This window comes from Trichocoleus desertorum ATA4-8-CV12 (genome assembly GCA_019358975.1).
GTDB classification, from domain to species: Bacteria; Cyanobacteriota; Cyanobacteriia; order FACHB-46; family FACHB-46; genus Trichocoleus; species Trichocoleus desertorum_A.
The window spans coordinates 72,295-97,453 of record JAHHIL010000014.1 but is presented as its reverse complement, the minus strand read 5'-3'; the positions used below and the strand labels follow the sequence as shown (position 1 = coordinate 97,453).

General features: G+C 49.6%; 22 protein-coding genes. 19 read left to right on the top strand and 3 right to left on the bottom strand.

The annotated features are described in order from the left end of the window. The first annotated feature begins 166 nt into the window (after positions 1–166). The 15 genes from KME12_12930 to proC all read left to right on the top strand — a co-directional run bounded on the left by KME12_12930 (position 167) and on the right by proC (position 15,280). Positions 167–925: a phosphoribosylaminoimidazolesuccinocarboxamide synthase gene (locus KME12_12930; protein ID MBW4488685.1), complete on the top strand. Its 759-nt coding sequence runs from the start codon at positions 167–169 to the stop codon at positions 923–925. Positions 926–1,066: 141 nt separating this feature from the next. Beyond that, positions 1,067–3,475, top strand: coding sequence for a BamA/TamA family outer membrane protein (locus tag KME12_12925; protein ID MBW4488684.1), 2,409 nt, complete (start codon positions 1,067–1,069; stop codon positions 3,473–3,475). 24 nt (positions 3,476–3,499) lie between these two features. After that, positions 3,500–4,438, top strand: coding sequence for a UDP-3-O-acyl-N-acetylglucosamine deacetylase (locus KME12_12920; GenBank protein ID MBW4488683.1), 939 nt, complete (start codon positions 3,500–3,502; stop codon positions 4,436–4,438). A 60-nt stretch (positions 4,439–4,498) separates the two neighbouring features. Next, on the top strand, positions 4,499–5,023 hold the full coding sequence (gene fabZ, locus KME12_12915; GenBank protein ID MBW4488682.1) for a 3-hydroxyacyl-ACP dehydratase FabZ: 525 nt from the start codon (positions 4,499–4,501) through the stop codon (positions 5,021–5,023). A gap of 25 nt (positions 5,024–5,048) precedes the next feature. Beyond that, positions 5,049–5,900, top strand: a complete 852-nt coding sequence (lpxA, locus tag KME12_12910) for an acyl-ACP--UDP-N-acetylglucosamine O-acyltransferase (GenBank protein ID MBW4488681.1) — start codon at positions 5,049–5,051, stop codon at positions 5,898–5,900. A gap of 63 nt (positions 5,901–5,963) precedes the next feature. Beyond that, positions 5,964–7,184: a lipid-A-disaccharide synthase gene (lpxB, locus tag KME12_12905; GenBank protein MBW4488680.1), complete on the top strand. Its 1,221-nt coding sequence runs from the start codon at positions 5,964–5,966 to the stop codon at positions 7,182–7,184. A gap of 138 nt (positions 7,185–7,322) precedes the next feature. Further along, positions 7,323–7,529, top strand: a complete 207-nt coding sequence (locus KME12_12900; protein ID MBW4488679.1) for a hypothetical protein — start codon at positions 7,323–7,325, stop codon at positions 7,527–7,529. A 147-nt stretch (positions 7,530–7,676) separates the two neighbouring features. Further along, positions 7,677–9,038 (top strand): ribosome biogenesis GTPase Der, encoded by a 1,362-nt coding sequence (der, locus tag KME12_12895; protein MBW4488678.1) that lies wholly within the window; start codon positions 7,677–7,679, stop codon positions 9,036–9,038. A 37-nt stretch (positions 9,039–9,075) separates the two neighbouring features. After that, the gene (locus KME12_12890) at positions 9,076–10,092 is read left to right on the top strand and encodes a CbiQ family ECF transporter T component (GenBank protein MBW4488677.1); all 1,017 of its coding nucleotides are present in this window, start codon (positions 9,076–9,078) and stop codon (positions 10,090–10,092) included. A 15-nt stretch (positions 10,093–10,107) separates the two neighbouring features. Further along, complete coding sequence (locus KME12_12885) at positions 10,108–11,610, top strand: anthranilate synthase component I (protein ID MBW4488676.1); 1,503 nt, start codon at positions 10,108–10,110, stop codon at positions 11,608–11,610. A gap of 82 nt (positions 11,611–11,692) precedes the next feature. Next, positions 11,693–12,118 (top strand): holo-ACP synthase, encoded by a 426-nt coding sequence (acpS, locus tag KME12_12880; GenBank protein MBW4488675.1) that lies wholly within the window; start codon positions 11,693–11,695, stop codon positions 12,116–12,118. A 196-nt stretch (positions 12,119–12,314) separates the two neighbouring features. Then, positions 12,315–12,584 carry a PipX family protein gene (locus KME12_12875; GenBank protein MBW4488674.1) on the top strand — a complete coding sequence of 90 codons (270 nt, stop codon included), beginning with the start codon at positions 12,315–12,317 and terminating at the stop codon, positions 12,582–12,584. A 50-nt stretch (positions 12,585–12,634) separates the two neighbouring features. Further along, the gene (locus KME12_12870; protein MBW4488673.1) at positions 12,635–13,330 is read left to right on the top strand and encodes a YggS family pyridoxal phosphate-dependent enzyme; all 696 of its coding nucleotides are present in this window, start codon (positions 12,635–12,637) and stop codon (positions 13,328–13,330) included. Between the two features lie 490 nt (positions 13,331–13,820). Continuing rightward, positions 13,821–14,324 carry a cell division protein SepF gene (locus KME12_12865; GenBank protein ID MBW4488672.1) on the top strand — a complete coding sequence of 168 codons (504 nt, stop codon included), beginning with the start codon at positions 13,821–13,823 and terminating at the stop codon, positions 14,322–14,324. Between the two features lie 146 nt (positions 14,325–14,470). After that, a complete protein-coding gene (gene proC / locus KME12_12860) occupies positions 14,471–15,280 on the top strand; it encodes a pyrroline-5-carboxylate reductase (GenBank protein MBW4488671.1) in 810 nt (269 codons plus the stop codon). On the opposite strand, the gene KME12_12855 is transcribed toward proC, so the two are convergent. Further along, entirely contained in the window at positions 15,277–16,662 is a 1,386-nt protein-coding gene (locus KME12_12855; GenBank protein MBW4488670.1) for a (Fe-S)-binding protein, read from the bottom strand. The genes proC and KME12_12855 overlap by 4 nt on opposite strands. 5 nt (positions 16,663–16,667) lie before the next feature. Next, a complete protein-coding gene (locus tag KME12_12850; protein ID MBW4488669.1) occupies positions 16,668–18,017 on the bottom strand; it encodes an FAD-binding oxidoreductase in 1,350 nt (449 codons plus the stop codon). Between the two features lie 353 nt (positions 18,018–18,370). Between KME12_12850 and KME12_12845 the strand changes: the two genes are divergently transcribed. Genes KME12_12845 through KME12_12835 form a run of 3 tightly spaced genes read left to right on the top strand, consistent with a single transcriptional unit; the run spans position 18,371 to position 23,148 of the window. Then, complete coding sequence (locus tag KME12_12845; protein MBW4488668.1) at positions 18,371–20,875, top strand: PAS domain-containing protein; 2,505 nt, start codon at positions 18,371–18,373, stop codon at positions 20,873–20,875. 31 nt (positions 20,876–20,906) lie between these two features. After that, a complete protein-coding gene (locus tag KME12_12840) occupies positions 20,907–22,067 on the top strand; it encodes a response regulator (GenBank protein MBW4488667.1) in 1,161 nt (386 codons plus the stop codon). Then, on the top strand, positions 22,045–23,148 hold the full coding sequence (locus KME12_12835; GenBank protein ID MBW4488666.1) for a response regulator: 1,104 nt from the start codon (positions 22,045–22,047) through the stop codon (positions 23,146–23,148). Before KME12_12840 ends, KME12_12835 begins: the two co-directional genes overlap by 23 nt. Here KME12_12835 and glcD read toward each other — a convergent pair. Then, positions 23,128–24,597, bottom strand: a complete 1,470-nt coding sequence (gene glcD, locus KME12_12830; protein ID MBW4488665.1) for a glycolate oxidase subunit GlcD — start codon at positions 24,595–24,597, stop codon at positions 23,128–23,130. The genes KME12_12835 and glcD overlap by 21 nt on opposite strands. Positions 24,598–24,801: 204 nt before the next feature. Here glcD and KME12_12825 point away from each other — a divergent pair, with 204 nt between their 5' ends. Further along, entirely contained in the window at positions 24,802–25,053 is a 252-nt protein-coding gene (locus tag KME12_12825) for a hypothetical protein (protein ID MBW4488664.1), read from the top strand. Positions 25,054–25,159: the final 106 nt, after the last annotated feature.

Genomic DNA, 25,159 nt, shown 5'->3' with positions numbered 1-25,159 from the left:
ACAGGGGCGGCTAGAAATATTATCACTCCCACAAAACAGGGTGCAATTTGCCAGTTTAGATCTACAGAAACGGGAGTTTGAGCTATCAGCATGGAAAATAACCACTCGAAGATAGAATGATTAAGCTTGCTTCTAGCAAGTACTCATTTTCACCCTAATGCTGCTCATGTTTGCGCGCCAAAAGCTCTACGAAGGCAAAGCCAAAATTATCTACGCCACCGATGATCCCGATGTGTTCCTTACCCACTTTAAGGACGACGCAACCGCATTTAATGCTCAGAAGCGAGGACAAATTGCAGGCAAGGGTGAAATCAACTCTGCCATTTCTAGTCATTTGTTTCAGTTGCTAGAAGCGAATGGGATTCCTACCCACTTCATCGATCGCCCCACCGCTGTGGATATGCAAGTCAAAGCGGTAAAAATTATTCCCCTAGAAGTGGTTGTCAGGAACATTGCAGCCGGGAGCCTCTGTCAACAAACTGGGTTGGAATTGGGTGCCGTCTTGAAGCAGCCTCTGGTGGAGTTCTATTACAAGAATGATGCGCTAGGGGACCCGTTGTTGACTCGCGATCGCCTCCTATTATTAGAACTGGCTACGCCAGAACAGCTAGACCAGCTTAAACAAATGGCGCTGCGAATCAATGAGCTACTCTCTGCTTTTTTTCAGCAGTGTGGCATTACACTAGTGGACTTCAAGCTAGAGTTTGGCTTAGACCGCAATCAGCAAATTCTCTTGGCTGATGAAATTAGTCCCGATACCTGTCGTCTTTGGGATCAAACCGAAACTGATCCAGACCGCCGAGTGATGGATAAAGACCGTTTCCGCCGTGACTTGGGGGATGTAGAGGGTGCTTACCAGCGGGTGCTGGAACGGGTGCTCAATCAACCCGTTTCAGAGTCTGTTCAGGAACCAGTTCAAGAGTAAGAGTCACGAATGCGGTAAAATTCCCCCATTTGCTTGGTTAAACGGGATTCCCTTCTCAACCCAATTCCCTGATGTCTTGAACTACTTAGGCCAGCCTAAGGCAGAGTCTGGTGTGTGGAAATGCCAAATTACGTGAACATAATGCGCTTATCTCCGGTCTTAGTAGCAGTTATTGCCGCTTCAGCAACCTTAAGCTTGTCCAATCCTGCTAGAGGACAAACCTCTGAGTCTACGGCAGCAGGAACTGATTCATCTACAGGTGGGGTTGTTAATTCCAGTCCAGCTGCGGTGCTTCAAGCCGTCAAGTCGGCATCATGGCCTGCGATCGCAGGTGATATAGCAACGGTAAAGCCAGGAGCGGCCTTAGCCAGCAGTAGCTTTGTTGTGCCTACTGTCAGCCAACCGGAAGCTTTTCCAGCCGAGTTTCAGGCTCAAGCGCCATCCTCACCAACCGTTACTCCGGCTGAGACTGCGCCCGCTGAGACACCCACTGAGACTACGCCTACTGAGATTACGCCCAGCGAAACTACCCCCACCAATATAGAGCTAGACTCCACCCAAGAAACTCCGCCTGCGCCTACAGACCCACCACCAGGAACTGCTACACCCGAACAAGAAACTCCCAACCAAATCCAGTTGGATGGCACATCACAGCCAACGCCTGGAATTGATTTCAATATTCCTTCGTCCTCTCCCACCCCTTCAGTCAGCCCAGCCGATGGTAGTGTAAGTCCTGAAGGAAACACGAACGGAGAGACCCAAGCTGCGCCTGAGCAACCTGAACCCCGCGTTTTAGTCGGCGAAGTAGTTGTTCAAGGGGTTGAAGGAGAGCTTGAAACAGAAGTTTACAATGCGATTCAAACTCGTCCTGGACGAACCACAACCCGTTCTCAGCTGCAAGAAGACATTAACGCCGTCTTTGCAACTGGATTTTTCTCTAGCGTGCGGGCCAACCCAGAAGATACGCCACTGGGAGTTCGAGTCACGTTTGATGTCCAAGCGAATCCAGTCCTCAACTCGGTGCGGGTAGAAGGGAACCAAGTTTTGCCCCAAAGCGTGGTTGACGATATTTTCAAGGATCAGTACGGCAGCATTCTCAATTTGCGGCGGTTCCAAGAAGGTGTCAAACAAGTAAACAAGTGGTACCAGGATCAGGGTTACGTTCTGGCCCAAATCATTGATACGCCTCAGGTCGGTGCAGATGGCGCGGTGACTTTAGCGGTTGCTGAAGGGGTGATTGAAGATATTCAGGTTAAATTTCTCAATAAAGAGGGGGAAGAAACCAACGACGAGGGTGAACCCATCCGAGGCCGTACTCGTGATTTCATCGTCACTCGGGAGTTTGCCTTAAAGCCAGGAGATGTGTTTAACCGCACCCAAGCTGAGAGAGACTTGCAACGAGTGTACGGGTTAGGCATCTTTGAGGATGTCCGCTTATCACTCAACCCAGGTCAAGACCCCCGTAAAGTGGTTGTTGTCGCTAATGTGGCTGAACGTAGCACTGGCTCTGCGGGGGCAGCATTGGGCATCAGTTCTGCTAGCGGTTTGTTTGGGAGTGTGAGTTACCAGCAACAAAATTTGGGCGGTAACAACCAGAAATTAAATGCTGAGGTGCAGGTCGGTCAGCGTGACTTGCTATTTGATCTCAGCTTTACCGACCCTTGGATCGCAGGAGATCCTTACCGTACTTCTTACACCCTGAATGTCTTCAATCGCCGTTCTCTGTCCCTCATCTTTGACGGTGGCGAACCGGAAATTGAGTTGCCTAACGGCGATCGCCCCAGGATTGACCGTTTAGGAGGTGGCATTACCTTTACCCGTCCGCTCAGCCGCGATGTCTTTGCCGATTCCGAATGGACAGCTTCAGCCGGTTTGCAATACCAGCGCGTCTCAGTTCGGGACTCTGACCGCGACATCAGCCCATTCGATGAACTAGGAAATCAACTCAGCTTTAGCGATGACGGATCAGATAATTTGCTCACGGCTCAACTAGGCTTAGTCCGCGATCGCCGTAACAATCGTCTACGGCCTACCAGTGGCTCGCTCCTGCGGTTAGGCACAGAGCAATCTATTCCAATCGGCGGTATTTTCTTTAACCGTCTACGAGGCAGCTACAGCTACTACCTCCCCGTTGACTACACCAAATTCGCACCTGGTCCTGAAGCCCTAGCCTTCAACGTTCAGGCAGGAACTGTGGTTGGAGATTTGCCTCCTTATGAAGCGTTTGCTTTAGGTGGTAGCAACTCGGTGCGGGGCTTTGATGAAGGAGATGTGGGTAGCGGTCGTAGCTTCATTCAAGCCACGGCAGAATATCGGTTCCCAGTTTTCTCCATTTTGGGTGGAGCCTTGTTTGTAGACTACGCCACCGATCTAGGGACTGGTTCCAGCGTACCGGGTGATCCGGCGGGAGTTCGGGGTAAACCGGGTAGTGGTTTAGGATATGGTGTAGGCGTAAGAATTCAATCACCTTTGGGGCCGATTCGGATTGATTACGGCTTTAACGATGCAGGTGATAGTCGTCTCCACTTCGGTATTGGAGAACGGTTCTAAGTTCCCATCCACTTCAGGGTCAAGATGCTTTCAGAGCCCCAAAACGCCCCGCCACCAACATCGTCAAAACCACTATTGGCCCCTGTGCCTTTAACTTCTGGCCCCCAGCAAACCCTAAAGACTGAGTTTGTTTGCTCTGGAGTAGGACTGCACACAGGGTCACAGGTTCAGGTGCGAGTGTTGCCTGCCTCCGTAGGTCAAGGTCGGGTCTTCGTGCGCATGGATTTGCCAGGTGCCCCTGAGGTTGCTGCCTCTGTAACCTCGGTGCACCAAACTATGCTGTCTACAGAACTGGCTCAAGGTGAAGCTAAAGTCAGGACTGTAGAGCACTTGTTAGCAGCTTTGGCAGGTCTGGGCGTGGATAATGCTCGGATTGAACTAGATGGCCCGGAAGTGCCGCTCTTGGATGGCTCAGCCCAATGCTGGGCAGAAGCGATCGCCCAAGCAGGTGTGGTAGCCCAAATCGCACCTAGGCAAACCTATACCCTGAGCGAACCCATTTGGGTGTACCAAGGGGATGCGTTTGTGGCAGCGTTGCCTGCTCCAGAACTGCGATTTACTTACGGCATTGACTTCGACTTACCTGCCATTGGCAATCAGTGGCATAGCTGGTCGCCCGCTCAAGAAAATTTTGCTGAGGCGATCGCGGCGGCTCGTACCTTTGGATTGGCCCACCAAATTGAGCAATTACGCACCAACGGCTTAATTAAAGGCGGTAGCCTAGAAAATGCTTTAGTTTGTGGTGAGGAAGGATGGCTTAACCCGCCCTTAAGATTTTCAAATGAGCCAGCGCGTCATAAACTTTTAGATTTAGTAGGGGATTTAAGTTTATTAAATTTATTTCCTTGCGCTCACGTTTTAGCTTACAAAGCTAGCCACCACCTACACACCCAACTGACTCAGTTGATAGCTCAAAGGATGAAGGATGAATCTGATGATTCTGTCTGGAATCTTACCCCTTGATCCAAATAGCTGCCTAACCGGAACGCGCATCACATCCTTCACTACTGGCAAAAGTTACCCATGTCCACATTGACCGATCTCAATACCACCGATACTCCTAGCCATGTGGAAACACAGGCCAATGGAAGTGCCAAACCCTCAGCCTCAACCAAACCAATTCTGGCAGTTGAGGACATTCACAAGCTACTGCCCCATCGCTACCCCTTTTCCCTGGTCGATCGCATTATTGAGTATGTGCCAGGAGAGCGGGCAGTTGGGATCAAAAATGTCACTTTTAACGAGCCACATTTTCAAGGGCATTTTCCCGGACGGCCCATTATGCCTGGCGTCTTGATTGTAGAAGCAATGGCTCAGGTCGGGGGTATCGTCCTTACCCAAATGTCGGATGTGCAGGGCGGATTGTTCCTGTTCGCAGGGATCGATAAAGTTCGTTTTCGTCGTCCTGTGACCCCAGGAGATCAGTTAGTCCTGACGGTGGAACTGCTGTGCGTTAAGCGACGTCGTTTTGGTAAGATGCAGGGCCGAGCTGAAGTAGATGGTCAGCTGGCAGCCGAAGGTGAACTCATGTTTTCCCTGGTGGACTAATGCTCTGTACCCTTAAACCTTCGGGATGGTGCCTGGAGGCGCGCCCTTGACTACAACACTGATTCATCCAACCGCAGTTATTCATCCAGATGCTCAATTGCACCCGACGGTGCAGATCGGGCCTTATGCCGTCATTGGGCCACAAGTCAAAGTTGGCCCTGATACCATCATTGGTCCCCATGTAGTCCTAGATGGTCGAACTGAAATTGGGGCTCGTAATCACATTTTCCCAGGAGCCGCAATCGGATTAGAGCCTCAAGACTTGAAATATGACGGCTCCGTTAGTTTGGTGCAAATTGGTGACGACAATCGGATTCGGGAGTACGTCACGATTAATCGAGCCACACGGGCTGACGAAGCAACGATAGTGGGCAGTGGCAACCTATTGATGGCTTATGTTCACGTCGCCCACAACTGCATCGTTGAAGATAACGTGATTATTTCCAACGCTGTCTCTTTGGGGGGCCATGTCCATATCGAGTCACGAGCGGTGATTGGTGGTGTGGGCGGTATTCACCAGTTTGTGCGGGTAGGGCAGCTAGCAATGGTCGGTGGCATGAGCCGAATTACTAGAGATGTCCCTCCCTACATGTTGGTGGAAGGGAACCCTATCCGGGTCAGAACCCTCAACCAAGTGGGCTTAAAGCGGGCAGGCTTGATGGATCTAGAAGATGGACAAGTGTTTCAGTCCTTGAAAAAGGCGTTTCGCTTACTCTATCGCTCTGGCCTAACTCTGGAGCAGGCTCTAGAAAAATTGGAGCTACTGCCTGAGAATGAGCACTTGCAACATCTGTGTCGGTTTCTACAACTCTCGCAGTTAGAAGGGCGGCGTGGTCCCACTCCGGGACGGCGTAAAGGAATGAGGAGCGAAGATTGAGACATGGGTGAACCGATCGCTCAGCGGGCTGCGATCGCAGAGACTCCTGCTGCCTCCCAAAAAATTCGCTTGTTTATTAGCACAGGCGAAGTTTCTGGCGATCTCCAGGGGGCGCTGCTAGTAACGGCCCTCAAGCGACAAGCGCAAGCTCTGGGGATCGAGATGGAAATTTTGGCCCTAGGGGGCGATCGCATGGCCCAAGCGGGAGCGACCCTGTTGGGGAACACCACAGCCATTGGTTCGGTGGGCCTCCTAGAGTCATTGCCCTATATTTGGCCGACCCTACAAATTCAGCGGCGAGCCAAACAATACCTGCGTCAACATCCCCCAGATTTAGTAGTCTTGATTGACTACCTGGGTCCCAATGTGGCGATTGGTAGCTACGTGCGGCAGTATTTGCCCCAAGTGCCGATCGCCTATTTCATTGCGCCTCAAGAGTGGGTCTGGTCACTCAGCCCGCGCAATACAGCCCGCATTGTAAATATCACCGATCGCCTCTTAGCAATTTTTCCAGAAGAAGCCCGTTATTTTGCCGAGCATGGAGCCAAAGTGAGTTGGGTGGGGCATCCCCTGGTAGACCGGATGCAAGCTGCCCCCGATCGCACCAGTGCAAGGCAGGCGTTAGGCATCCCCGATGACCAGATTGCAATCGCTCTTTTACCTGCTTCGCGGCGGCAAGAACTGAAGTACTTGATGCCCGTAATTTTTCAAGCGGCTCAACAAATCCAAGCTCAGTTACCTCAAGCCCATTTTTGGATTCCCGTCTCTCTGGAAGCCTACCGCCAGCCCATTGAACAGGCAATTCAACACTATGGATTGCGGGCGACTCTATTAGCAGGTCAGGGCTTGGCAGGTCAGGGAAATAATTCTAAATTTGAGGAATCCATCACATTACGGGCGATCGCCGCAGCAGATTTGGCGATTGGGAAATCAGGTACGGTCAACCTCGAAATTGCCTTGCTCAACGTACCCCAGGTTGTGCTCTATCGGGTTGGAGCCGTCACAGCTTGGATTGCTCGCCACATTCTCAAGTTTTCCATCCCGTTTATGTCGCCGCCCAACTTAGTAGAGATGAAGGCTGTCGTGCCAGAGTTTCTACAAGACCAGGCAACACCAGACAATATTGCCCAAGCGGGTTTGGAGTTACTGCTCAATCCTGCCCGTCGCCAGCAAACCTTAAACGATTACCAAGCGATGCGCCAAGCGATTGGAGAAGTCGGAGCCTGCGATCGCGCTGCAAAAGAAATTCTGCAACTCTTGCCCAAGAACGCACGACCCTCCTGACTGCTCGCGATCGGAATCTATGGATCGGACTAAATTGCCCACAAAAAACGTCCGTAATCGCTCGGTGTCAAATTTAACTCCTACAAGGCACTCTGGAATCGTCACCTATGTTGGCAATTCAACGTTTGCCTAGTCTCTATGCGGTCTTTAGTACTTTCCCAAGCGTCTGATTTAGAAGAATTGATTGGCAATATTTTCTTGTGCGGTAGCTTGACTGCAACGGAGTACAAATGGCTGCTTAGTTTATCGACAGCTAGGGCAGGTCAGGAAGCGGAAAAAGTCTTAATTGATCGGGTTTTGTATGGGATTCGCCACGGCCTTCTACAAATCGCCGAGTCCAGTTGAAAGCTTAAACCCATTGCACTTAATCCTGCTACAACCTAGTGAACCTTGCAAGGGCTAAGGGAACGTAGCACAGATAGAACAACAATGGGTCGCAGCCCTTAGAATAGAGGTTTAGACTCCACAAAATTACTTGAGTGCGATCGCCTTATGTCCTTGCCTATTGTTGCTATTCTTGGTCGTCCGAACGTGGGCAAGTCAACGATTGTGAACCGTTTGGCCGAAACAAAGGGCGCGATTGTCTTTAACGAGCCCGGTGTCACTCGCGATCGCACTTACCAGCCTGCTTACTGGCGCGATCGCGAATTTTTAGTGGTCGATACAGGTGGCCTGATTTTTGATGACGACACAGAATTTTTGCCGCTGATTCGGCAACAAGCAATGGCCGCTTTAGCAGAAGCCAGTGTGGCCATTTTTGTAGTAGATGGTCAAGAAGGCCCTACCATAGCCGACGAAGAGATTGCCACTTGGTTACGCCAGCAATCAGTGCCCGTATTACTAACTGTCAACAAATGTGAGTCTCCCGACCAGGGAATGGCTCAAGCCGCTCAGTTTTGGAGCTTAGGTTTGGGTGAGCCTTATCCTGTTTCTGGCATTCACGGAAATGGCACGGGTGAGCTCTTAGATGAAGCGCTCAAACATTTGCCACCGCCGGAAGAACTGCCGGAGAACCCAGAAATCAAGGTGGCGATCGTCGGGCGGCCTAACGTCGGTAAATCCAGTCTACTCAACGCCTTCGTGGGAGAAAACCGTGCTATTGTTAGCCCCATTTCTGGCACCACCCGCGACAGCATTGACACAGTTGTAGAACGGGAAGGTCAAACTTATCGCTTGATTGATACCGCTGGCATCCGTAAGAAAAAGCACATTGAATACGGCCCAGAGTTTTTCAGCATTAATCGTGCCTTTAAAGCGATTCGTCGAGCTGATGTCGTCTTGATGGTGATTGATGCCCTAGATGGCGTGACCGAGCAGGATCAGAAACTGGCAGGTCGCATTACGGACGAAGGGCGAGCTTGCATTATTGTGGTCAACAAATGGGACGCAGTCGAAAAAGATGCTTACACCATTTATGACTACGAAGAACAAGTCAAAAGCCGCTTGCAGTTTACCGAATGGGCTCCGCTAATTTTTGTCAGTGCTGAGACAGGACAGCGGGTTGAAAAAATTCTGGAGCTAGTGAACACCGCCGCTGAGCAGCATAAACGACGGGTAACGACCTCAGTGATTAATGAGGTTTTGGAGGATGCAGGGAATTGGCATTCGCCCCCAACCACGCGCCAAGGTCGTCAAGGTAGAATTTATTACGGCACTCAAGTCAGCACTCAACCTCCTACGATCGCCCTGTTTGTCAACGAAGCCAAGCTATTTAATGACAACTATCGTCGTTATGTGGAACGACAATTGCGGGAAAGTTTGGGCTTTGCCGGAACTCCGATTCGTTTGATTTGGCGCAGCAAAAAAATGCGGGAAATGGAGAAGGGGAGTCCTAACCGGGCAACGCGCGTTTAACCAGTAAGATGATTGAGAGTTTCATCCCCCAAATCGAATGGATCTGCTGCGATCGCTGCCATTAGGGCTGTACCTAGAACAACCGCAAACCTGGCTCCATCGGCTTGATCCCCGGATCAAGTTGGCTTGGCTGATGAGTTTTTTACTGGCTCCTCTACTGGCTAATCCAGTTTGGCGCTTGTTGCTGGTGGTGTTGCTGGTGCTAATCACCTTAGGGGCGATGATCCCTTTTCGAGTGTGGCGGCAGCAGATGGTTTGGCTGTTGATGCTGAGCTTCTTTGTCTTCGTGCTAACAGCGATCGCCCCTGATGGACTTGATGCCGAGCATCAACCTCGTCTGCCTGCAAATGAGTTGGCTTTTGCTCAGCAGCCTACGACTTCAAGCCCTGAACAAGGTTCTGCCTGGTTTGATCCTCGTGCTTGGTTCGCGGGGGGCGCAGAGAATGGCGTCAAGGGCGATCGCCCCTCTAATCAACAGGCTCTGGCTCAATCTTTACCGCAGCCTACGCCTTATAACTACGTCCTATTTAAGCAGAAGCCGTTTCTGGTGACTCGGCGATCGCTAGACTTAGGCGTTCGGGTCAGCACTTTGCTGTTTACCTTGATCTACAGCACAAATCTGTTTTTGCTGACCACCGCACCTGAGGAGATCACCGCAGGACTCGAAAGCCTGATGCGACCCTTGCGGCGGCTGAACTGGCCTGTGACTGAGATTGTATTAACCCTCACTTTGTCATTGCGGTTTGTTCCGTTGGTGTTAGAAGAAGTCCAAAATTTGATTCGCTCGGTTCGCACCCGTGCCATTAACTGGAAAAAATTGGGATTGCGCGGAGCCATTCAAGTTTGGATGCTAATTGCCGAGCGCTTACTAGAGAATTTGTTGCTGCGGGCAGAGCAAATTGCTAGTGCCATGAAAGTGCGTGGCTTTACGAGCCCCAATGAGCATCGGGTGCAGTGGCATCAACTGCGTTTGGGCCTTGGTGATTGGCTGGCATTGTTGGCGCTGTTGGGCCTGTGGGGGGCTCGCTTAATTTGGGGATCGGAAGTTTCATAGTCGTCGTATCTTCCTATGCATCCAATTCAGCCTTGGTATTGGCGATCGCTTCCCTTAGCTGAGCGCACTGGTTCGCAGGTCTTTGCTGCTTTATTTCGTCAATCCACTACTTCAGACGATCCTCGTTCTGGAATCGCGACTCTGCTCGAAAGCCCTTATCCGCTCGTCAACCCTGTTGCAAGTAGCGCCCTAGAACAAGCCCAAGCTCGCTATTCTATCTGTGCGGGAACTCCCCGTGTGGTGGATGGCCAACTGCAACTCTGGACGCCTCAGGTAGGCGGCATTTTACCGTTTCTGGAGCAACTGCTACAACGTTCTAATTCTGGTTTAGCGGATGAGCGATCGCGCCCAGGTACCTTACCGTTTACGGGGGGCTGGTTGGGTTGGTTGGGGTACGACTTAGCCTGGGAAATCGAGCGTTTGCCCCAGATCAAGTCAGACTCACTACCGTTCCCAGTGGCTTATTGGTATGAGCCAGATTGCTTTGCCGTATTAGACCACTGGGAGCAAACTCTCTGGTTAGCTACAACGCAAGAGCCGCAACTAGATCAACTAGAAGAACGCTTAACGCTCGCTCAAGAGGCTAAAAACCGCGAATCATTCGACCTGGGCCAGAATCCACCTCCAACAGCCCCCTCTCTATCTCCCAAATTTCATACAGCTCAAACTGATTACGAAGCCGCCGTTCTCAAAGCCAAAAACTACATTAAGGCTGGAGATATCTTTCAAACGAACCTCTCGGTGCGCTTTGAAGCCGACTTGGTTGCCGATAGTTGGTCCCTTTATCGCACTTTGCAGCACATTAACCCGTCTCCCTTTGCGAGCTATTGGCAAACTCCTTGGGGAGATGTGGTGAGTTGTTCTCCAGAGCGGCTGGTGCAGTTGCAAGGACGACAAGCTCAAACCCGACCCATTGCTGGGACGCGATCGCGAGGGGCTACTCCTGCCCAAGACCAAGCACATCAGCAAGAGCTACTAGCCAGTGCTAAAGAACAAGCTGAGCACATTATGCTCGTTGATCTAGAGCGCAATGACTTGGGACGGGTGTGTGAGTGGGGATCGGTAGCGGTAAATGAACTGCTAGCCATCGAGCACTACAGCCATGTGATGCATTTAGTCAGCAATGTGGTCGGCACTCTCCAGCCTGCATGCAACAGCATCGATTTAATTCGGAGCATGTTTCCTGGCGGCACCATTACGGGCTGCCCCAAAGTTCGCTGTATGGAAATTATTGAAGAACTAGAACCTGTACGGCGCAGCTTATTTTACGGTTCTTGCGGCTATTTAGACTGGCGCGGCCAACTCGACCTCAACATCTTGATTCGCACCTTATTGATCACTAAAAGCGATCGCTCCACACTCAACGAACATCAAAAATTTAAGGTATGGGGCCAGGTGGGAGCTGGAATTGTAGCCGATAGCGATCCAGAACGAGAGTGGTATGAGTCATTGCATAAAGCGCAAGCTCAACTAGCGGCCTTACGACTGGTAGAGTTACAGCCCCCAACCAGTCCCTAAGAACCCAGTGGCAACCTCTCAGTAGCGTAAAGGCGCAATTTCTCCTAAAGTGATGAAACCTGGTCATTAAAGATAAGTTTGCTTGAATATTCGCCTTGGAACAGATATTGTCTACATTCCTCGGATTCAAGCTGCTCTGGAGCGTTTTGGCGAGCGGTTTCTCCAGCGAGTCTATACTCCAGCCGAGCAGCGAGATTGTGGATCATTAATTCAAGTGCCTGAGCAGACGGGGCTGCTTCACGAAAAACGGACAGATGTGTCTGCCAAAAAACTGGCAGGACGTTGGGCAGCCAAGGAAGCTGTAGCAAAAGCACTAGGTACGGGGTGGCGAGGTCTGCGATACACCGATATCGAAGTGCAGCGTCGGCCCAGCGGAGAACCCCAAGTGTATCTCTATGGAGCAGCAGCGATCGCGGCAGCTCAGTGGGGGGAATATCATTGGCAAGTCAGCCTGAGTCATGATGGCGACTATGCGATCGCGACCGCAATTGCCTTTTGTCCCACCTAAACAATGATTTTAATTAAAGCTTAGATTAATCTTGTGTCTAATTCTGTTGACCTAATTAGGCACACTTAGGCCCCGTTAGAGGGATACTGAAACAGGTTCTACGTTCACGAAAGGGGTTGCGATCGCAACTATCCAATTTAGTTTGTAGCTTAAGCCTAAATTCTAAATCTAGCTATTACTGCCAGCTTGAAGCTGAATGAGCACTGAAACTTATCTAAATCATCCAACCTTTGGCCTACTGTTCCGAATCTGTCTGATCGAAGAAGGCCAGGAACTGTTTGCCACCCTGTATGCTCAACGACTGTTTTTTGTAGTCCATACCGGATCGAGTGGCTTGAAGTTTGAACCGATAGGGCGTACGGATGCCCGTATCCTCGTAGAAAATCGGCTGCGAGTCTTGCGGCGAATGGGTCAATCTAAAGAGGGTGAACAACTACAGGCACTTTACAAACAAACCTTCCAGTAATGCTCTACCAATAATGCTCCAATAGAGTTGTTGCCTTCATGTCCGATGCGATGACTTCTTCACAGCGAACGCCTGATCACGAACGCATTGCCAGCATTTGCCAAACCTTACCCCCTGCTGTCCAGTTAATTGCTGTGACTAAGCAGGTACCAGTAGCAGCAATGCGAACGGCTTATGAAGCGGGCTTGCGGAATTTTGGTGAGAGCCGAATTCAAGAAGCGGAAGCCAAACAAGCTGAACTGCAAGATCTACCGGATATCACCTGGCACTTGATTGGGCGCTTGCAGAGCAACAAAGCTCAGAAGGCACTGGAGCTATTTCAGTGGATTCATTCTGTAGATAGTCTGAAATTAGCTCAACGTCTAGATCGCTTGGCCGAGCCTTTGCCGAATAAACCGCAAATCTGCTTGCAAGTCAAAATTTTATCTGATCCCAACAAAACAGGTTGGTCCCCTGAGCAGTTGCTAGCGGATTTGACCGAACTCGATCAGTGTCAAAACTTAAAAATTCAAGGGCTGATGACTATCCCGCCTTTAGGGTTAAGTGAGCCAGAGACTTTAGCAGTTTTTCAGCGGGCTCAGGAACTAGCGGACAAAATTAGACAGCAGGGTTGGTCGCGCCTTCAGATCACTCAGCTCTCAATGGGGATGTCTAGTGATTATAGGTTGGCCGTTCAAGCAGGGGCAACGATGATTCGCTTGGGCACTATCTTATTTGGTAAACGGGAGCAATTACCTCTTGCTTAAACTCTAAGTCCCAGGTAATATGTGCATGCTTTATTTATTAGGCAGTATTAGTAACAAAGCTTGCCCATCTCCTCGCGAAACCTGGCTTCTATGGGTAGTGTCAATCAGTGTTGTGTCAACTATCACCACGCTTATATGCATACGGATCAACACTGCACTTCCATCTTTTTTCTGAGCTTACAGGTCAAAAATCTGATGTATACTGTTGAGTCAATTCAGGAAAGTCAGGCAGGGTGTTCGCAAGCTTCATTATGGGCTTGGGCTCTTAATTTTTAATTAAAGTCCGACCGTAAGCTTCAAGTAGGAGACACGCTGTTCAAAGAACCTAATGTAATTGAGTTCTACTGGCGTTTTCCCTCCTAATTAGAAGTTGTTTACTGAGGGTAACTATTGTTGTGATGGAGCGTGAACCGTGAACAATATTTTCACGAAATTGCGGGATTTTGTTGGTTTTAACGATCCCGTCGAGTATGAATATGAGTATGACGAGATGGATGGGGAAGAATATCAAAATCTCTATCGAGAAGAGAATCCCCAGGCCGCTCCGGAAGAAGATGCCCGGAATCGTCGTCGCATCCGTGAGCGCGTATCAATGGCCACCGAAACAGGAATTGGTTCAACCATGAATAACGTAATTGGCATGCCGGGAGCCATCAATGGCCTCTCAGAAGTGATGGTAATGGAACCCCGTTCTTTTGAGGAAATGCCTCAAGCCATTCAGGCATTACGGGAACGCAAGTCAGTGGTTTTGAACCTGACGATCATGGACCCTGACCAGGCTCAGCGCGCAGTAGATTTCGTGGCTGGCGGTACTTACGCCATTGATGGCCATCAAGAGCGGATTGGCGAAAGCATTTTCCTCTTTACTCCCAACTGTGTACAAGTCACTACCCAAGCAGGTGGGGCTCAAGAAGCACCTCAGCCTCAGGCTCGTCCTAGCCGTCCTGCTGCCCCTACGCCAGCTTGGACTGCTGAGCAAGCCCGCATGGCCTAATGGTTCGCTAGCTACTGCATGCGGTGGCTAAGTGGTTCATAAGCAAGCCAAGTCTGGGTGAGTCAGAGGGCTGGCATCACTTGTAAAAGTTTTGGCAAAAAGCTCCTGTTAAATCGCACTAATTTAGATAGAGGACAGCAAACGGGTTGTCTGCAAAATTTGGTTTGATTGGCGGCGGGGTAATGGGGGAGGCTCTGTTATCCCGCCTCGTCGCTCAGAAAATTTATTTACCGCAAGAAGTCATTGTCAGTGAGCCACAACCACAGCGACGTGACTTTCTGGCCCAGCAATATGGTGTTTCTGTCACTCCAGAGAATGGAGTGGCTTTCCAGGCAACCGAGGTTGTCTTGTTGGCAATTAAACCGCAGGCATTCGCAGCCGTTGCGGGTCACCAATTTAATCAAATTGGCCGCGATCGCCCCCCGCTTGTGCTTTCAATTTTGGCGGGAGTGCCACTGCAAAAGTTAGAAGCTGCTTTTCCAGAATGCCCCGTGGTGCGAGCCATGCCCAACACACCTGCAACGGTAGGGGCGGGGATGACTGCGATCGCCCCCGGAAAATTAGCGCAGCCTGCTCACCTAGAACAAGCCCGAACCATTTTTCAGGCCGTGGGTGAAGTGGTAGAGGTGCCAGAAACCTTGATCGATGCCGTGACTGGGTTGTCAGGCTCTGGCCCCGGTTATGTGGCGATCGCAATCGAAGCCCTGACGGATGGTGGGGTAGCGGCAGGGTTGCCACGGGCGATCGCAGCAAAGTTGGCTTTGCAAACAGTTTTAGGTACCGCTCAACTGCTGCACGAGTCGGGGATGCATCCCGCAGAGCTAAAGGATCGGGTGACTAGCCCTGGGGGAACAACAATCGCCGGAATTGCCCAACTGGAGCAAGCAGGATTTCGCTCAGCCCTGATTCAAGCCGTGACCAAAGCCTGCGATCGCGCCAAAGAACTGGGCAGTTAAAGCTGAACCCCTCGAATTGAGTAATCGAGCAGTTCGATCGGGTGCATGATGGCTAAGTGCTTGCCTGCATCTGGCATATGCTTCTTGATTTGTAAGCTACAGCCAGGATTGGAGGAAGCAACCAGTTGCGCCCCTGTATCGAGCAAATTCCTAGCTTTCTGCTGACCCAGTTCGTCGGCAATCTCAGGTTGCAGCATGTTGTAAACTCCAGCACTGCCACAACATAAAGCTCCATCAATAGGTTCGCGCAACTGTACCCCAGGAATTTGTTGCAAAAGTTGGCGCGGGGGCACACTGATTTTCTGGCCATGTAATAGATGGCAAGCATCATGGTACACCAAGGTCAGAGGTTGCTCCTGTAATGGAGAGAGCGGAGCGGTCAAGCCAACATTGACGAGAAACTCTTGGACATCTCTAACTTTGCTGGCAAAAGCTTTGGCTTTTTCTCGGTAAAGCGGGTCATCTTGCAAAATGTGGCCGTATTCCTTCAAGGTGTGGCCACAACCTGCTGCATTAATGATGATGAAATCGACATCTGTCCCTTCAAAGCTATCGATCATTTGCCGAGCGATCGCCTGAGCTTGCTGTTCTTGTCCTTGGTGAGCCGGGAGCGCTGAGCAACAGCCTTGAGTGGAAGGCACGACAACTTCGCAGCCATTAGCTGTAAGCACTCGCACTGTGGCTTCGTTGACATCGGGGAAGAACAAGCGCTGGACGCAGCCGAGAATCATTCCGACTCGGTAGCGCTGCTGGCCTTGAGCGGGAATCAAAGTTGGGATCGAGTTTTGAAATGACTTGAGGGAAACTTGGGGCAGCAGGGATTCCATTGCCGCTAGTTGAGGCGAGATTTGTTTTAGCCAGCCCAAGGAACGTACGAGTTTCTGAAGCCCAGATTTTTGGTAGAGTCCTAAGGGGCCGAGAAGTAAGCGCAGACGCTCTGGATAAGGAAACAACGAAAAAATTAAGCGCCGCAGTAATCGGTCGGGTAGCGATCGCGAATAATTGCGCTCAATTTGAGGTCGCGTTGCTGCAATCAATTTGTCGTACTGCACCCCGGAGGGGCAGGCGGTAGTGCAGGCAAGACAACCTAAGCAAGTATCAAAGTGCTGCACCGATGCTTCAGACAAAGGAGCCTTGCCCTTCTCAAGCGCATCCATTAAATAGATACGGCCTCTAGGTGAGTCCATCTCTGTACCTAGGACTCGATAACTAGGGCAGGTTGTCAGGCAGAAACCACAATGCACACAAGCATCAATCAGTTTGGGATCAGGCGGGTGATGATCATCAAAGCCCTGAAAGTCGGCTAGAGTCGCGGGTCTTTGCTGAGTAACTGGGTGGCTAGATGAAGGGTTGGGATGGGAAGCAGGATCGGAAGTTTGCATGCTCACTAAATACCGCCAACAAAACGATGGGGACTCAATAGATTTTTCGGGTCAAATTGATGTTTTAGCCGTCGCATGAGATCGAGTCCACTACCAGCGTAGCCCCAAACCTCAAACTCCTGCTTGACGGTGATCGGGGCTTGCAGCACTGAAAGGAAACCACCCTTGGCTTGATACAAGGCCCGAAGTTCCAGAAGGATAGCGGCAGAAGTGGCTTGGCTATCCAGGTATAACTTGCCCAGGCCGCTGCTGGCATGAATCAGCCCTGGGGCGGTCTGGGAAGTCATAACCTCAGTTTCGACCAAAGCTGCGATCGCCTCAGCAGGTCTGATGCCAATTTTGCAAATAATCGGTTCTGAGGTGTCTAGCGTCGGTGCCCCCAACTGTTGCCAAAGCTGTTTTTCGTCAGTATCGGCATATAAGTGACTGGCTAAGCCCAACGTTTCCCCCAGTGCTAGTACCCGATCTGCTTGGACTTGAACACTGCTTGCCATGCTTTGAAACCGAATGACTAAGCCCATGCCTTTGCCCATTTGCAGACTAGTGACGGTCGAGGTTGAGAGAACATCTAGAGCGGTAGGAGTTAAGGCGGAATGGAGGAGGGTTTGGGTGGCTTGCGCGATCGCCTCTGCCTGTCCAGTCAAAACCACCGTTTGAGACCCTACCTGCAAGGGATACAGGCGAAATGTCACCTGAGACAAAATGCCCAAAGTGCCGTAGGAACCTGTCATCAGCTTCATCAGGTCGTACCCCGCCACATTTTTCACCACTCGACCCCCTGCTTTAGCCGTGGCTCCATCCGCTCGGATCAGAGATAGACCCAACAGCATATCCCGCACACCCCCATAGCGCTGCCGTAATGACCCAGCATCACTGGTCGCCACAATGCCGCCAAGGGTCGCCGTTTCAGGATAGGCAGGATCAATAGCAAGGAATTGGCCTGCTTTGGCTAAGCAGGTTTGCAAGTCAACCCACTTCATGCCCGCTTCCGCAGTAACGGTTAGATCTCCCACGGCATGCTCGATCAGCCGATTGAGCCGCTGAGTACTGACCACCCAGTTAATTTCTGAGCCCAAACCTCCCCAATGCAACTTGCTTCCGTTGCCACAAGGCAAAATGCCCCATTGGTGCTCATTAGCTCGACGCACCACTTCAGCCAATTCTGCTTGCGTGCCCGGATAAATGACACCGCTAATCCGCGTTCCGGGAGTCACTGCTTGAGCGATCGCTTGCTGCCATTGTGCAGACAATTCTCCATAAGAGCGGATGTTTTCTGCTCCTACGATAGAAGTTAGTTCCTCGACCGGAGCGTTCGTATTAGGTGCATTTGCATCACTCGCAGGAATTGCTGCCATCCGCCTTTTTACCACTCACTTTGTGCTTGAAATCGATTGCCACAGCACCGTCTCTAGGAAATAGGTGTGCAGACCTATCTATTTAGTACTTACTGCTTATTGGCTTAATTTACCAAGAGTTATGTCTGCTTGGGCGTTGGTTTAGCAGATTAGCATTCCTAGGTCTAGCTACTGAATCTTCAGATTTTTGACTGAAAAACCTACGTATAAAATCCCATGAATGGCAGAGCTGGAAAACACCACAATAAAACAAGGCATAGTACTTGCAAAGTTAGCACCGCGCTTTTGAGCCTCAAAAAGCCTTTGAGCAACCTGTAATTTACTACCGCTACAGCAGCTATGAGGTGGTGGCGATGATGCAACTGAACAATCCAATCCACTCCATCAATCCTCTAGAGCGGGTGGTCGATCGCTATCCCTTAGTAGTCGCGCTGCATACTCCGATCTTGGAGGTGGCTCAGCAGATGGGGAGCGATCGCCTGCTGTCTCCTACCGCCACACCTGAGCCTTGTGCGCTAGTCATGGAGAAAAATTGTTTAGTCGGGCTGATCACTGCTCAGCAAATTATTCGGTTAATGGCGACTGAGGTAAATCTGCAAGGACTCTCCGCAGCCGCAGTCATGAGCGAGCTACCGATCACCCTGAACCAAGCAGACTTGGCAAATTGGAAAACTGTTGGGTCTCTTTTGCAACAACAGTCCCCTTATTTAGCCATTACAGATGAGCAAGATCAAATCGTAGGAATTGCTACGACAGAGCGTCTCTGTTTAGCACTGCTCACCTGTTTGCATGCAGACCAATCGCTAGAACAGGAGTGGGTCGCAACGACAGGACACTCAAGGCAACGGCGATCGCCCTCCACCAAAAACCAGCCTCAGCAGATAGCAGCAGCCCTACAGATTGCGAGGGTCGAGCTAGAAAATCAATTTGAAGAACGAACCGCAGCCCTGAGACACGCCAGTGATGAACTGATTGCTGAAATTGTCCATCATCGCCGTACCGAAGTTCAGCTGTCTCGCCGGACTTTCGAGCTAAAAACAATTTTTCAAGCATTTCCCGATCTGTACTTTCAAATCGATGGCGATGGCACCATCTTGGACTACCACGCAAATGACCATGACGGCTTGTATGTGCCACCAGAAGAATTCCTCTGCCAAAAAATGCGAGATATTCTGCCTGCTTCTGTCGCACAGAAAGTTCAAACTGCCATCGATCAGGTGGTAGCGACTGGCACCTTGGTTGCGGTCGAATATTCTCTACTACTACAAAACGGCAATAGACATTTCGAGGCTAGAATTCTGCCATTTCTCGATCAAAAAATGCTGGTGATTGTCCGCGATATCAGCGATCGCGTCCGTGCAGAAGCCGCCTTACGAAAAAGTGAAGCCACAACAAGAGCCTTCCTAGAAGCAATCCCAGACTTGATGATTCGCATGAATCGCGCTGGAGATTACCTAGACTTCCTACCTGCTAAAGATTTCAAAACGATCGCGCCTCATCCAGACGTGTTGGGTGGAAACATTCATGAAATCATGCCTCCAGCGATCGCTCAGGAACGGATGTTGTACGTTGAGCGAGCTTTGCAAACCGGGATTACACAAGTTTACGAATTCGAGTTGAACTTAGAGGGAGAAATTCGTACAGAAGAAGCTCGAATTGCGGTCAGCGGTGAGGATGAGGTCTTGGTGATTGTGCGAGACATTACCAATCGCAAGCAAGCAGAACTTGCCCTAAAAGCGCAAAAAGAATTTCTCCGCCAGGTCATTGATACAGTTCCCAACCTGATCTTTGTAAAAGACTGGCAAGGCAGATTTACATTGGTCAACCAAACACTGGCCGATATGTATGGAACAACCGTAGAAGATTTGCTGGGCAAAACCGATGCGGACTTTAACCCCAACCTCATAGAGGTAGAGCAATTTCTGCAAGCTGATCGAGAAGTAATTCTTTGCATGCAAGATAAAGTCATCCCTGAAGAAACAGTAACCGACGCTAAGGGACAATCTTTTTGCTTTCAAACAATTAAGAAACCCCTTCTATCCCCAGATGGCAAAGCTTACCAAGTATTAGGGGTCGCAACAGATATCACAGCCCGTAAGCAAGCAGAAGCAGATTTGCAAGCACTCAACGAAGCTTTGGAACTAAAAGTTGAGAAACGAACTAATGCTTTGCAGATTCTAAATGAACAACTCTTGACTGAAATTGCTGAGCGTCAGCGAGCAGAAAATCAGATCAAGACATCTCTGCGAGAAAAAGAAGTCTTGCTCAAAGAAATTCATCACCGAGTGAAGAATAATCTACAAGTTATTTCTAGTCTTCTAAAGTTACAAGCTGGCTATATTAAAGAGCATCATGTCTTAGAGATTCTTAAAGAGAGCCAAAATCGAGTTAGAGCGATGGCATTATTACACGAAAAGCTCTATCAATCCGAGGATCTAGCCAAAGTTAACTTCACTGAATATGTTCATAGTTTAGTAGCCAATCTATTTCGGTCTTATGGCATAAAATCGCAGACCATTACAGCAAAAATTAATATTGAAGATGTTTTATTTGATATTGATGCAGTTATTCCTTGCGGCCTCATCATTAATGAATTAGTTTCTAATTCTTTGAAGTACGCATTCCCCGGAAACCAGAAGGGTGAGGTTTGTGTGGAGCTATTGCTGACTCAGACAGGAGAATGCCAGATAGTGGTCAGCGACAATGGACTAGGCTTACCTGAGGAATTAGATTTTCAGAACACAAAATCTTTGGGCTTGCAGCTAGTCTGTATGTTAATTGAACAGCTAGAGGGAAAAATCGAACTTGATAATAGCTGTGGCACAACTTTCAAGATCACTGTACATCCAATAAAATAAACCTATTGGAACCCATAAAATGTCTGCAAAAATTTTGATTGTTGAAGATGAAAAAATAATTGCCTTTGATATAAAAAAAAGCCTAGAAGACTCAGGTTACATTGTGCCTGCGATCGCTAGTTCCGGTGAGCAAGTCATAGAAAAAATCCCTGAGGTCAAGCCTGACTTAGTACTCATGGATATTATTCTCAAGGGTGATTTAGATGGAGTTGAAGCAGCAGAGATTATTCGCGATCGCTTTGACATACCAGTGGTTTACTTAACCGCTCATGCCGACGAAACCACCCTCAAAAGAGCGAAGATTTCAGATCCCTTTGGCTACATTCTGAAACCCTTTGAAGACCGAGAACTGATTACGACTATCGAAATTGCTTTGTCTCGTCATCGAGCAGAGTCAGCAGTTCGTAAGGCTTTGCAAAAAGAAAAAGAAATCGGTGAAATCAGAGCTCGCTTTATTTCCGTGGTTTCTCATGAATTTCGTAATCCCTTAAGCACCATTTTGTTTTCCGCAGAGCTATTAGAAAAATATGAAGCCAAACTCAGTGACGAGAAAAGGCTGACCTATCTACAACGCATTCAAGCTGCTGTAAAACGCATGAGTCAGTTGTTAGATAATGTCTTGGCAATTGGGGCGACAGATGCGGGAAGACTTATCTGTCATCCAACTCCTTTAGATCTCAATCAATTTTGTCTTGAGTTAATTGAAGACCTAAAGTTTAGCTTAGGGACTGAGCATCAAATTATTTTTAAGCATCATGCTTTCTCAGAAATAGAAGAGTTAGAGGCTAATCTGCCCTGTTTAGATGCTAATCTACTCCAGCATATTTTAGCTAACTTGCTTTCAAACGCCCTGAAATATTCCCCCCCGAAAAATAGCATCAATTTCGACCTATCCTATCAACCCCGCGAAGCACCCAAGGCGGTTGTTTTACAAATTCAAGATCGTGGCATTGGTATTCCGGTTGACGATCAAGCTCAACTCTTCAGCCCGTTTCATCGAGGTACCAATGTGAGCAATATAGCTGGCACTGGACTGGGATTATCTATTGTCAAACAATGTGTTGAATCCCACAGTGGCACCATTCAAGTTATCAGCGAATTGGGTGTTGGCACCACATTTAGAGTCACTATTCCGTTGAATCATACCCCCAGTTATCCATCCTCCCCCTATGCCCAAGATTTTAGTCATTGACGATGAACAGCCATTTCGCGAGGCGCTAGTGGAACTTTTAGAGGTAGAAGGTTTCCAAGTTATTGGCGCAGAGAATGGGCAAAGGGGAGTGCAACTGGCTCAAGAACATTTGCCCGATTTAGTACTTTGCGATGTTCAAATGCCTGATTTAGATGGCTACAGCGTTTTGCGATCGCTGCGACAAAACAGCTACACTGCCACCCTACCTTTTATTTTCTTGACCGCTAAAGGAGACAAGAGCGACCTGCGTCAAGGCATGGAATTGGGGGCAGATGATTACCTGACCAAACCTTGTACAGCAATGCAGTTGCTCAATGCGATCGCAACTCGACTCAGCAAACAAGATGTCTTGAAGCAACAAGCCCAGACTCAGCTTGATGACCTGCGGCATAACATCACCGTAGCCTTACCCCACGAACTTCACACGCCCTTAAATGGGATCTTGGGCCTTTCGCAAGTGCTGATCGAGGAACATCAAGTGATTGAACGAGGAGACATCTTAGAAATTGCTAAGGACATTTATGTCTCTGCGGAGCGTCTGTATCAACTCACCCAAAAGTTCTTGCTGTATGCCGAGCTAGAACTCATTGCCAGCAACCCAGCCCGAATCCAGAACTTGCAAAAAGAGGTTTTTAGCGGCACTCAGGCAGCGATCGCGAGTGTGGCGCGGCAAGTTGCAGAGCAGGTAGAGCGGCAAAGCGACCTCCAGTTAGAGCTAGAAGATCTGCCCGTACGAATGGCAGAAAGTAGACTGAAAAGAATTGTGGAAGAATTGGTAGACAACGCTTGCAAATTTTCTCCTGCTGGAACCCCAATCCGCCTGACTACTACTCAGAGCCAGCAATCCTTTATATTCAGTGTGAGCGATCAAGGTCGTGGGATCACGCCTGAGGCGATCGCTAACTTGGGCGGCTATATGCAGTTTGAGCGCAAGATCTACGAGCAGCAAGGAGCAGGCTTGGGTCTAGCGATCGCCAAACGCTTAGTTGAGTTACACCAAGGCGAATTAGCGATCGAAAGTATCCCAGGCCAGCAGACTACGGTTCGGGTAGTTTTACCCTTAGAACAGATCAATTCCTGAAAACTGTTTGCTAGTGTCGATTCGGGCTGCTTCTCCACAGGTACGAGGGGTCGGAAAAATCTTGTCAGGGTTGGCGATGCGCTGGGGATCAAACACTTCACGGACCCAGATCATCGTTTCTAGATCCGTAGGCGTAAACATCTTAGGCATATAACAGCGTTTATCCGCCCCAACACCATGCTCCCCAGAAATGCTGCCACCGACTTCCACACAGAGCTTGAGAATATCACCGCCTAATTCTTCTACCCGCTCCAACTCGCCAGGGATGGAGTTGTCGTAGAGAATCAAAGGGTGCAAATTCCCATCCCCAGCATGGAAAACATTGGCAACTTTGTACCCATATTTCTGACCAAGGGCTTCAATTTCTTGCAAAACGAAAGGCAGTTTGGTGCGGGGAATCACACCGTCCTGAACATAATAGTCTGGGCTAAGCTTGCCTGCTGCTGCAAAGGCGGCTTTACGACCTTTCCACAATTTCAAGCGTTGTTCTGGGTCAGTGGCGATCGTGACGCTGCGGGCTCCATTGTGGCGACAGATCGCTTCCACACGCTGGCTACTCGCCGCCGCTTCAACTTCTACCCCATCCACTTCGACTAAAAGTACAGCCGCCGCATCGCGGGGGTAGCAGCCCGTGGCCACCACATCCTCCACCGCATTGATGCTGAGGTTGTCCATGATCTCCATGCCACCGGGGATAATGCCAGCACTAATGATGTCCGAAACGGCTGCACCCGCTGCCTCTACATTGGTAAAGTCTGCCAACAAAACTCGGACGGCTTCTGGTTGTTTCAGAATTCTCAATGTGACTTCTGTGGCAATCCCTAAGGTGCCTTCGGAGCCGACAAACAGCCCCGTCAAGTCATAGCCTGGTGTCTCAGCCACCTCTCCACCCACTTCCACGATCGAGCCGTCGGGCAAAACTAGCTTGAGACCGAGAACATGATTGGTCGTGACGCCATATTTGAGGCAATGAACTCCGCCAGAGTTCTCCGCGACATTGCCACCGATAGAACACACAACTTGGCTGGAGGGGTCAGGGGCGTAATAAAAGCCTGCACCGCTCACGGCTTGCGTAACCCAGCTATTGATGACTCCGGGCTGCACCACAATGCGTTGATTGGGTAAATCCACTTGCAAAATCTTTCGCATCAAAGCCGTGACGATCAGAACACAGTTCTCGGTCGGTAAAGCCCCACCGGACAACCCTGTGCCTGCGCCTCTGGTGACAAAAGGTAGCTGCTGGCGATCGCAAATCTTCACTACCGCTGCCACTTCTTCTGTAGTCCGAGGCAAAACTACCACAGCCGGACGTTGTCGATAGCTCGTTAGGCCATCACACTCGTAAACCAACAATTCTTCCGGTCTACGGACGACCCCCTTTTTGCCCACTACGGTTTCAAATTGTTTGATCACCGCTGACCAGTCCTGAGTTTTGTCACGGGTGATCATGCAAGTTACTCCTTTCTTTAGGCTCTCGTCAGGTCTTGAATTATGTCCCTATGCCTATTGTGACAGGAATTCTGTCGTCTCTGAACCAAACCACTCATCCAGAAACTAATAATGATGCTTCCGTAATCACTGGGTAGCAGCCAGAGTCAAGTTGCTTTAAACTAACAAGCTTGAGCTCTTGACTGAAAGGGAGAAGCAAAAGGTATGTTGAGAAGATCAGCCTTGATTTCCTTGGCCGTTTCACTCTTTTTAGCGAGTTGCAATGGAGCCTCCAAGCCGATTAGTCAGTCAGAAACTTACGCCTGGAGTGTACAAGGGGTAGACGGTGAAAAAACTAGTTTTGTTTGTAAGAAAATAGATATTGTCATCTATGCCAGCAAAAAGGCGGGTTCTAACATGAACTCTACTGTCGTAGATGAAAAATACTGCGCTAATTTACCAAAACCTGGTGCCTAGCTTAATTCGCCCCCACTATTCCTAAAGCTTGTGATGCAGAAAAGCGATCGCTCTCGTCGAAAACAAGAGGAGCGATCGCTTTTTGTGTCTGTGCATTTGTATCTAC

Coding starts and splice junctions, on each gene's coding strand:
- KME12_12885 (MBW4488676.1), top strand. CDS start 10,108: ATGCATCCAATTCAGCCTTGGTATTGGCGATCGCTTCCCTTAGCTGAG.
- KME12_12900 (MBW4488679.1), top strand. CDS start 7,323: ATGCGGTCTTTAGTACTTTCCCAAGCGTCTGATTTAGAAGAATTGATT.
- KME12_12855 (MBW4488670.1), bottom strand. CDS start 16,662: ATGCAAACTTCCGATCCTGCTTCCCATCCCAACCCTTCATCTAGCCAC.
- KME12_12890 (MBW4488677.1), top strand. CDS start 9,076: ATGGATCTGCTGCGATCGCTGCCATTAGGGCTGTACCTAGAACAACCG.
- KME12_12870 (MBW4488673.1), top strand. CDS start 12,635: ATGACTTCTTCACAGCGAACGCCTGATCACGAACGCATTGCCAGCATT.
- KME12_12825 (MBW4488664.1), top strand. CDS start 24,802: ATGTTGAGAAGATCAGCCTTGATTTCCTTGGCCGTTTCACTCTTTTTA.
- KME12_12850 (MBW4488669.1), bottom strand. CDS start 18,017: ATGGCAGCAATTCCTGCGAGTGATGCAAATGCACCTAATACGAACGCT.
- KME12_12845 (MBW4488668.1), top strand. CDS start 18,371: ATGATGCAACTGAACAATCCAATCCACTCCATCAATCCTCTAGAGCGG.
- glcD (MBW4488665.1), bottom strand. CDS start 24,597: ATGATCACCCGTGACAAAACTCAGGACTGGTCAGCGGTGATCAAACAA.
- KME12_12865 (MBW4488672.1), top strand. CDS start 13,821: ATGGATGGGGAAGAATATCAAAATCTCTATCGAGAAGAGAATCCCCAG.
- KME12_12875 (MBW4488674.1), top strand. CDS start 12,315: ATGAGCACTGAAACTTATCTAAATCATCCAACCTTTGGCCTACTGTTC.
- lpxA (MBW4488681.1), top strand. CDS start 5,049: ATGGTGCCTGGAGGCGCGCCCTTGACTACAACACTGATTCATCCAACC.
- KME12_12835 (MBW4488666.1), top strand. CDS start 22,045: ATGCCCAAGATTTTAGTCATTGACGATGAACAGCCATTTCGCGAGGCG.
- fabZ (MBW4488682.1), top strand. CDS start 4,499: ATGTCCACATTGACCGATCTCAATACCACCGATACTCCTAGCCATGTG.
- der (MBW4488678.1), top strand. CDS start 7,677: ATGTCCTTGCCTATTGTTGCTATTCTTGGTCGTCCGAACGTGGGCAAG.
- KME12_12925 (MBW4488684.1), top strand. CDS start 1,067: ATGCGCTTATCTCCGGTCTTAGTAGCAGTTATTGCCGCTTCAGCAACC.
- KME12_12920 (MBW4488683.1), top strand. CDS start 3,500: ATGCTTTCAGAGCCCCAAAACGCCCCGCCACCAACATCGTCAAAACCA.
- KME12_12930 (MBW4488685.1), top strand. CDS start 167: ATGTTTGCGCGCCAAAAGCTCTACGAAGGCAAAGCCAAAATTATCTAC.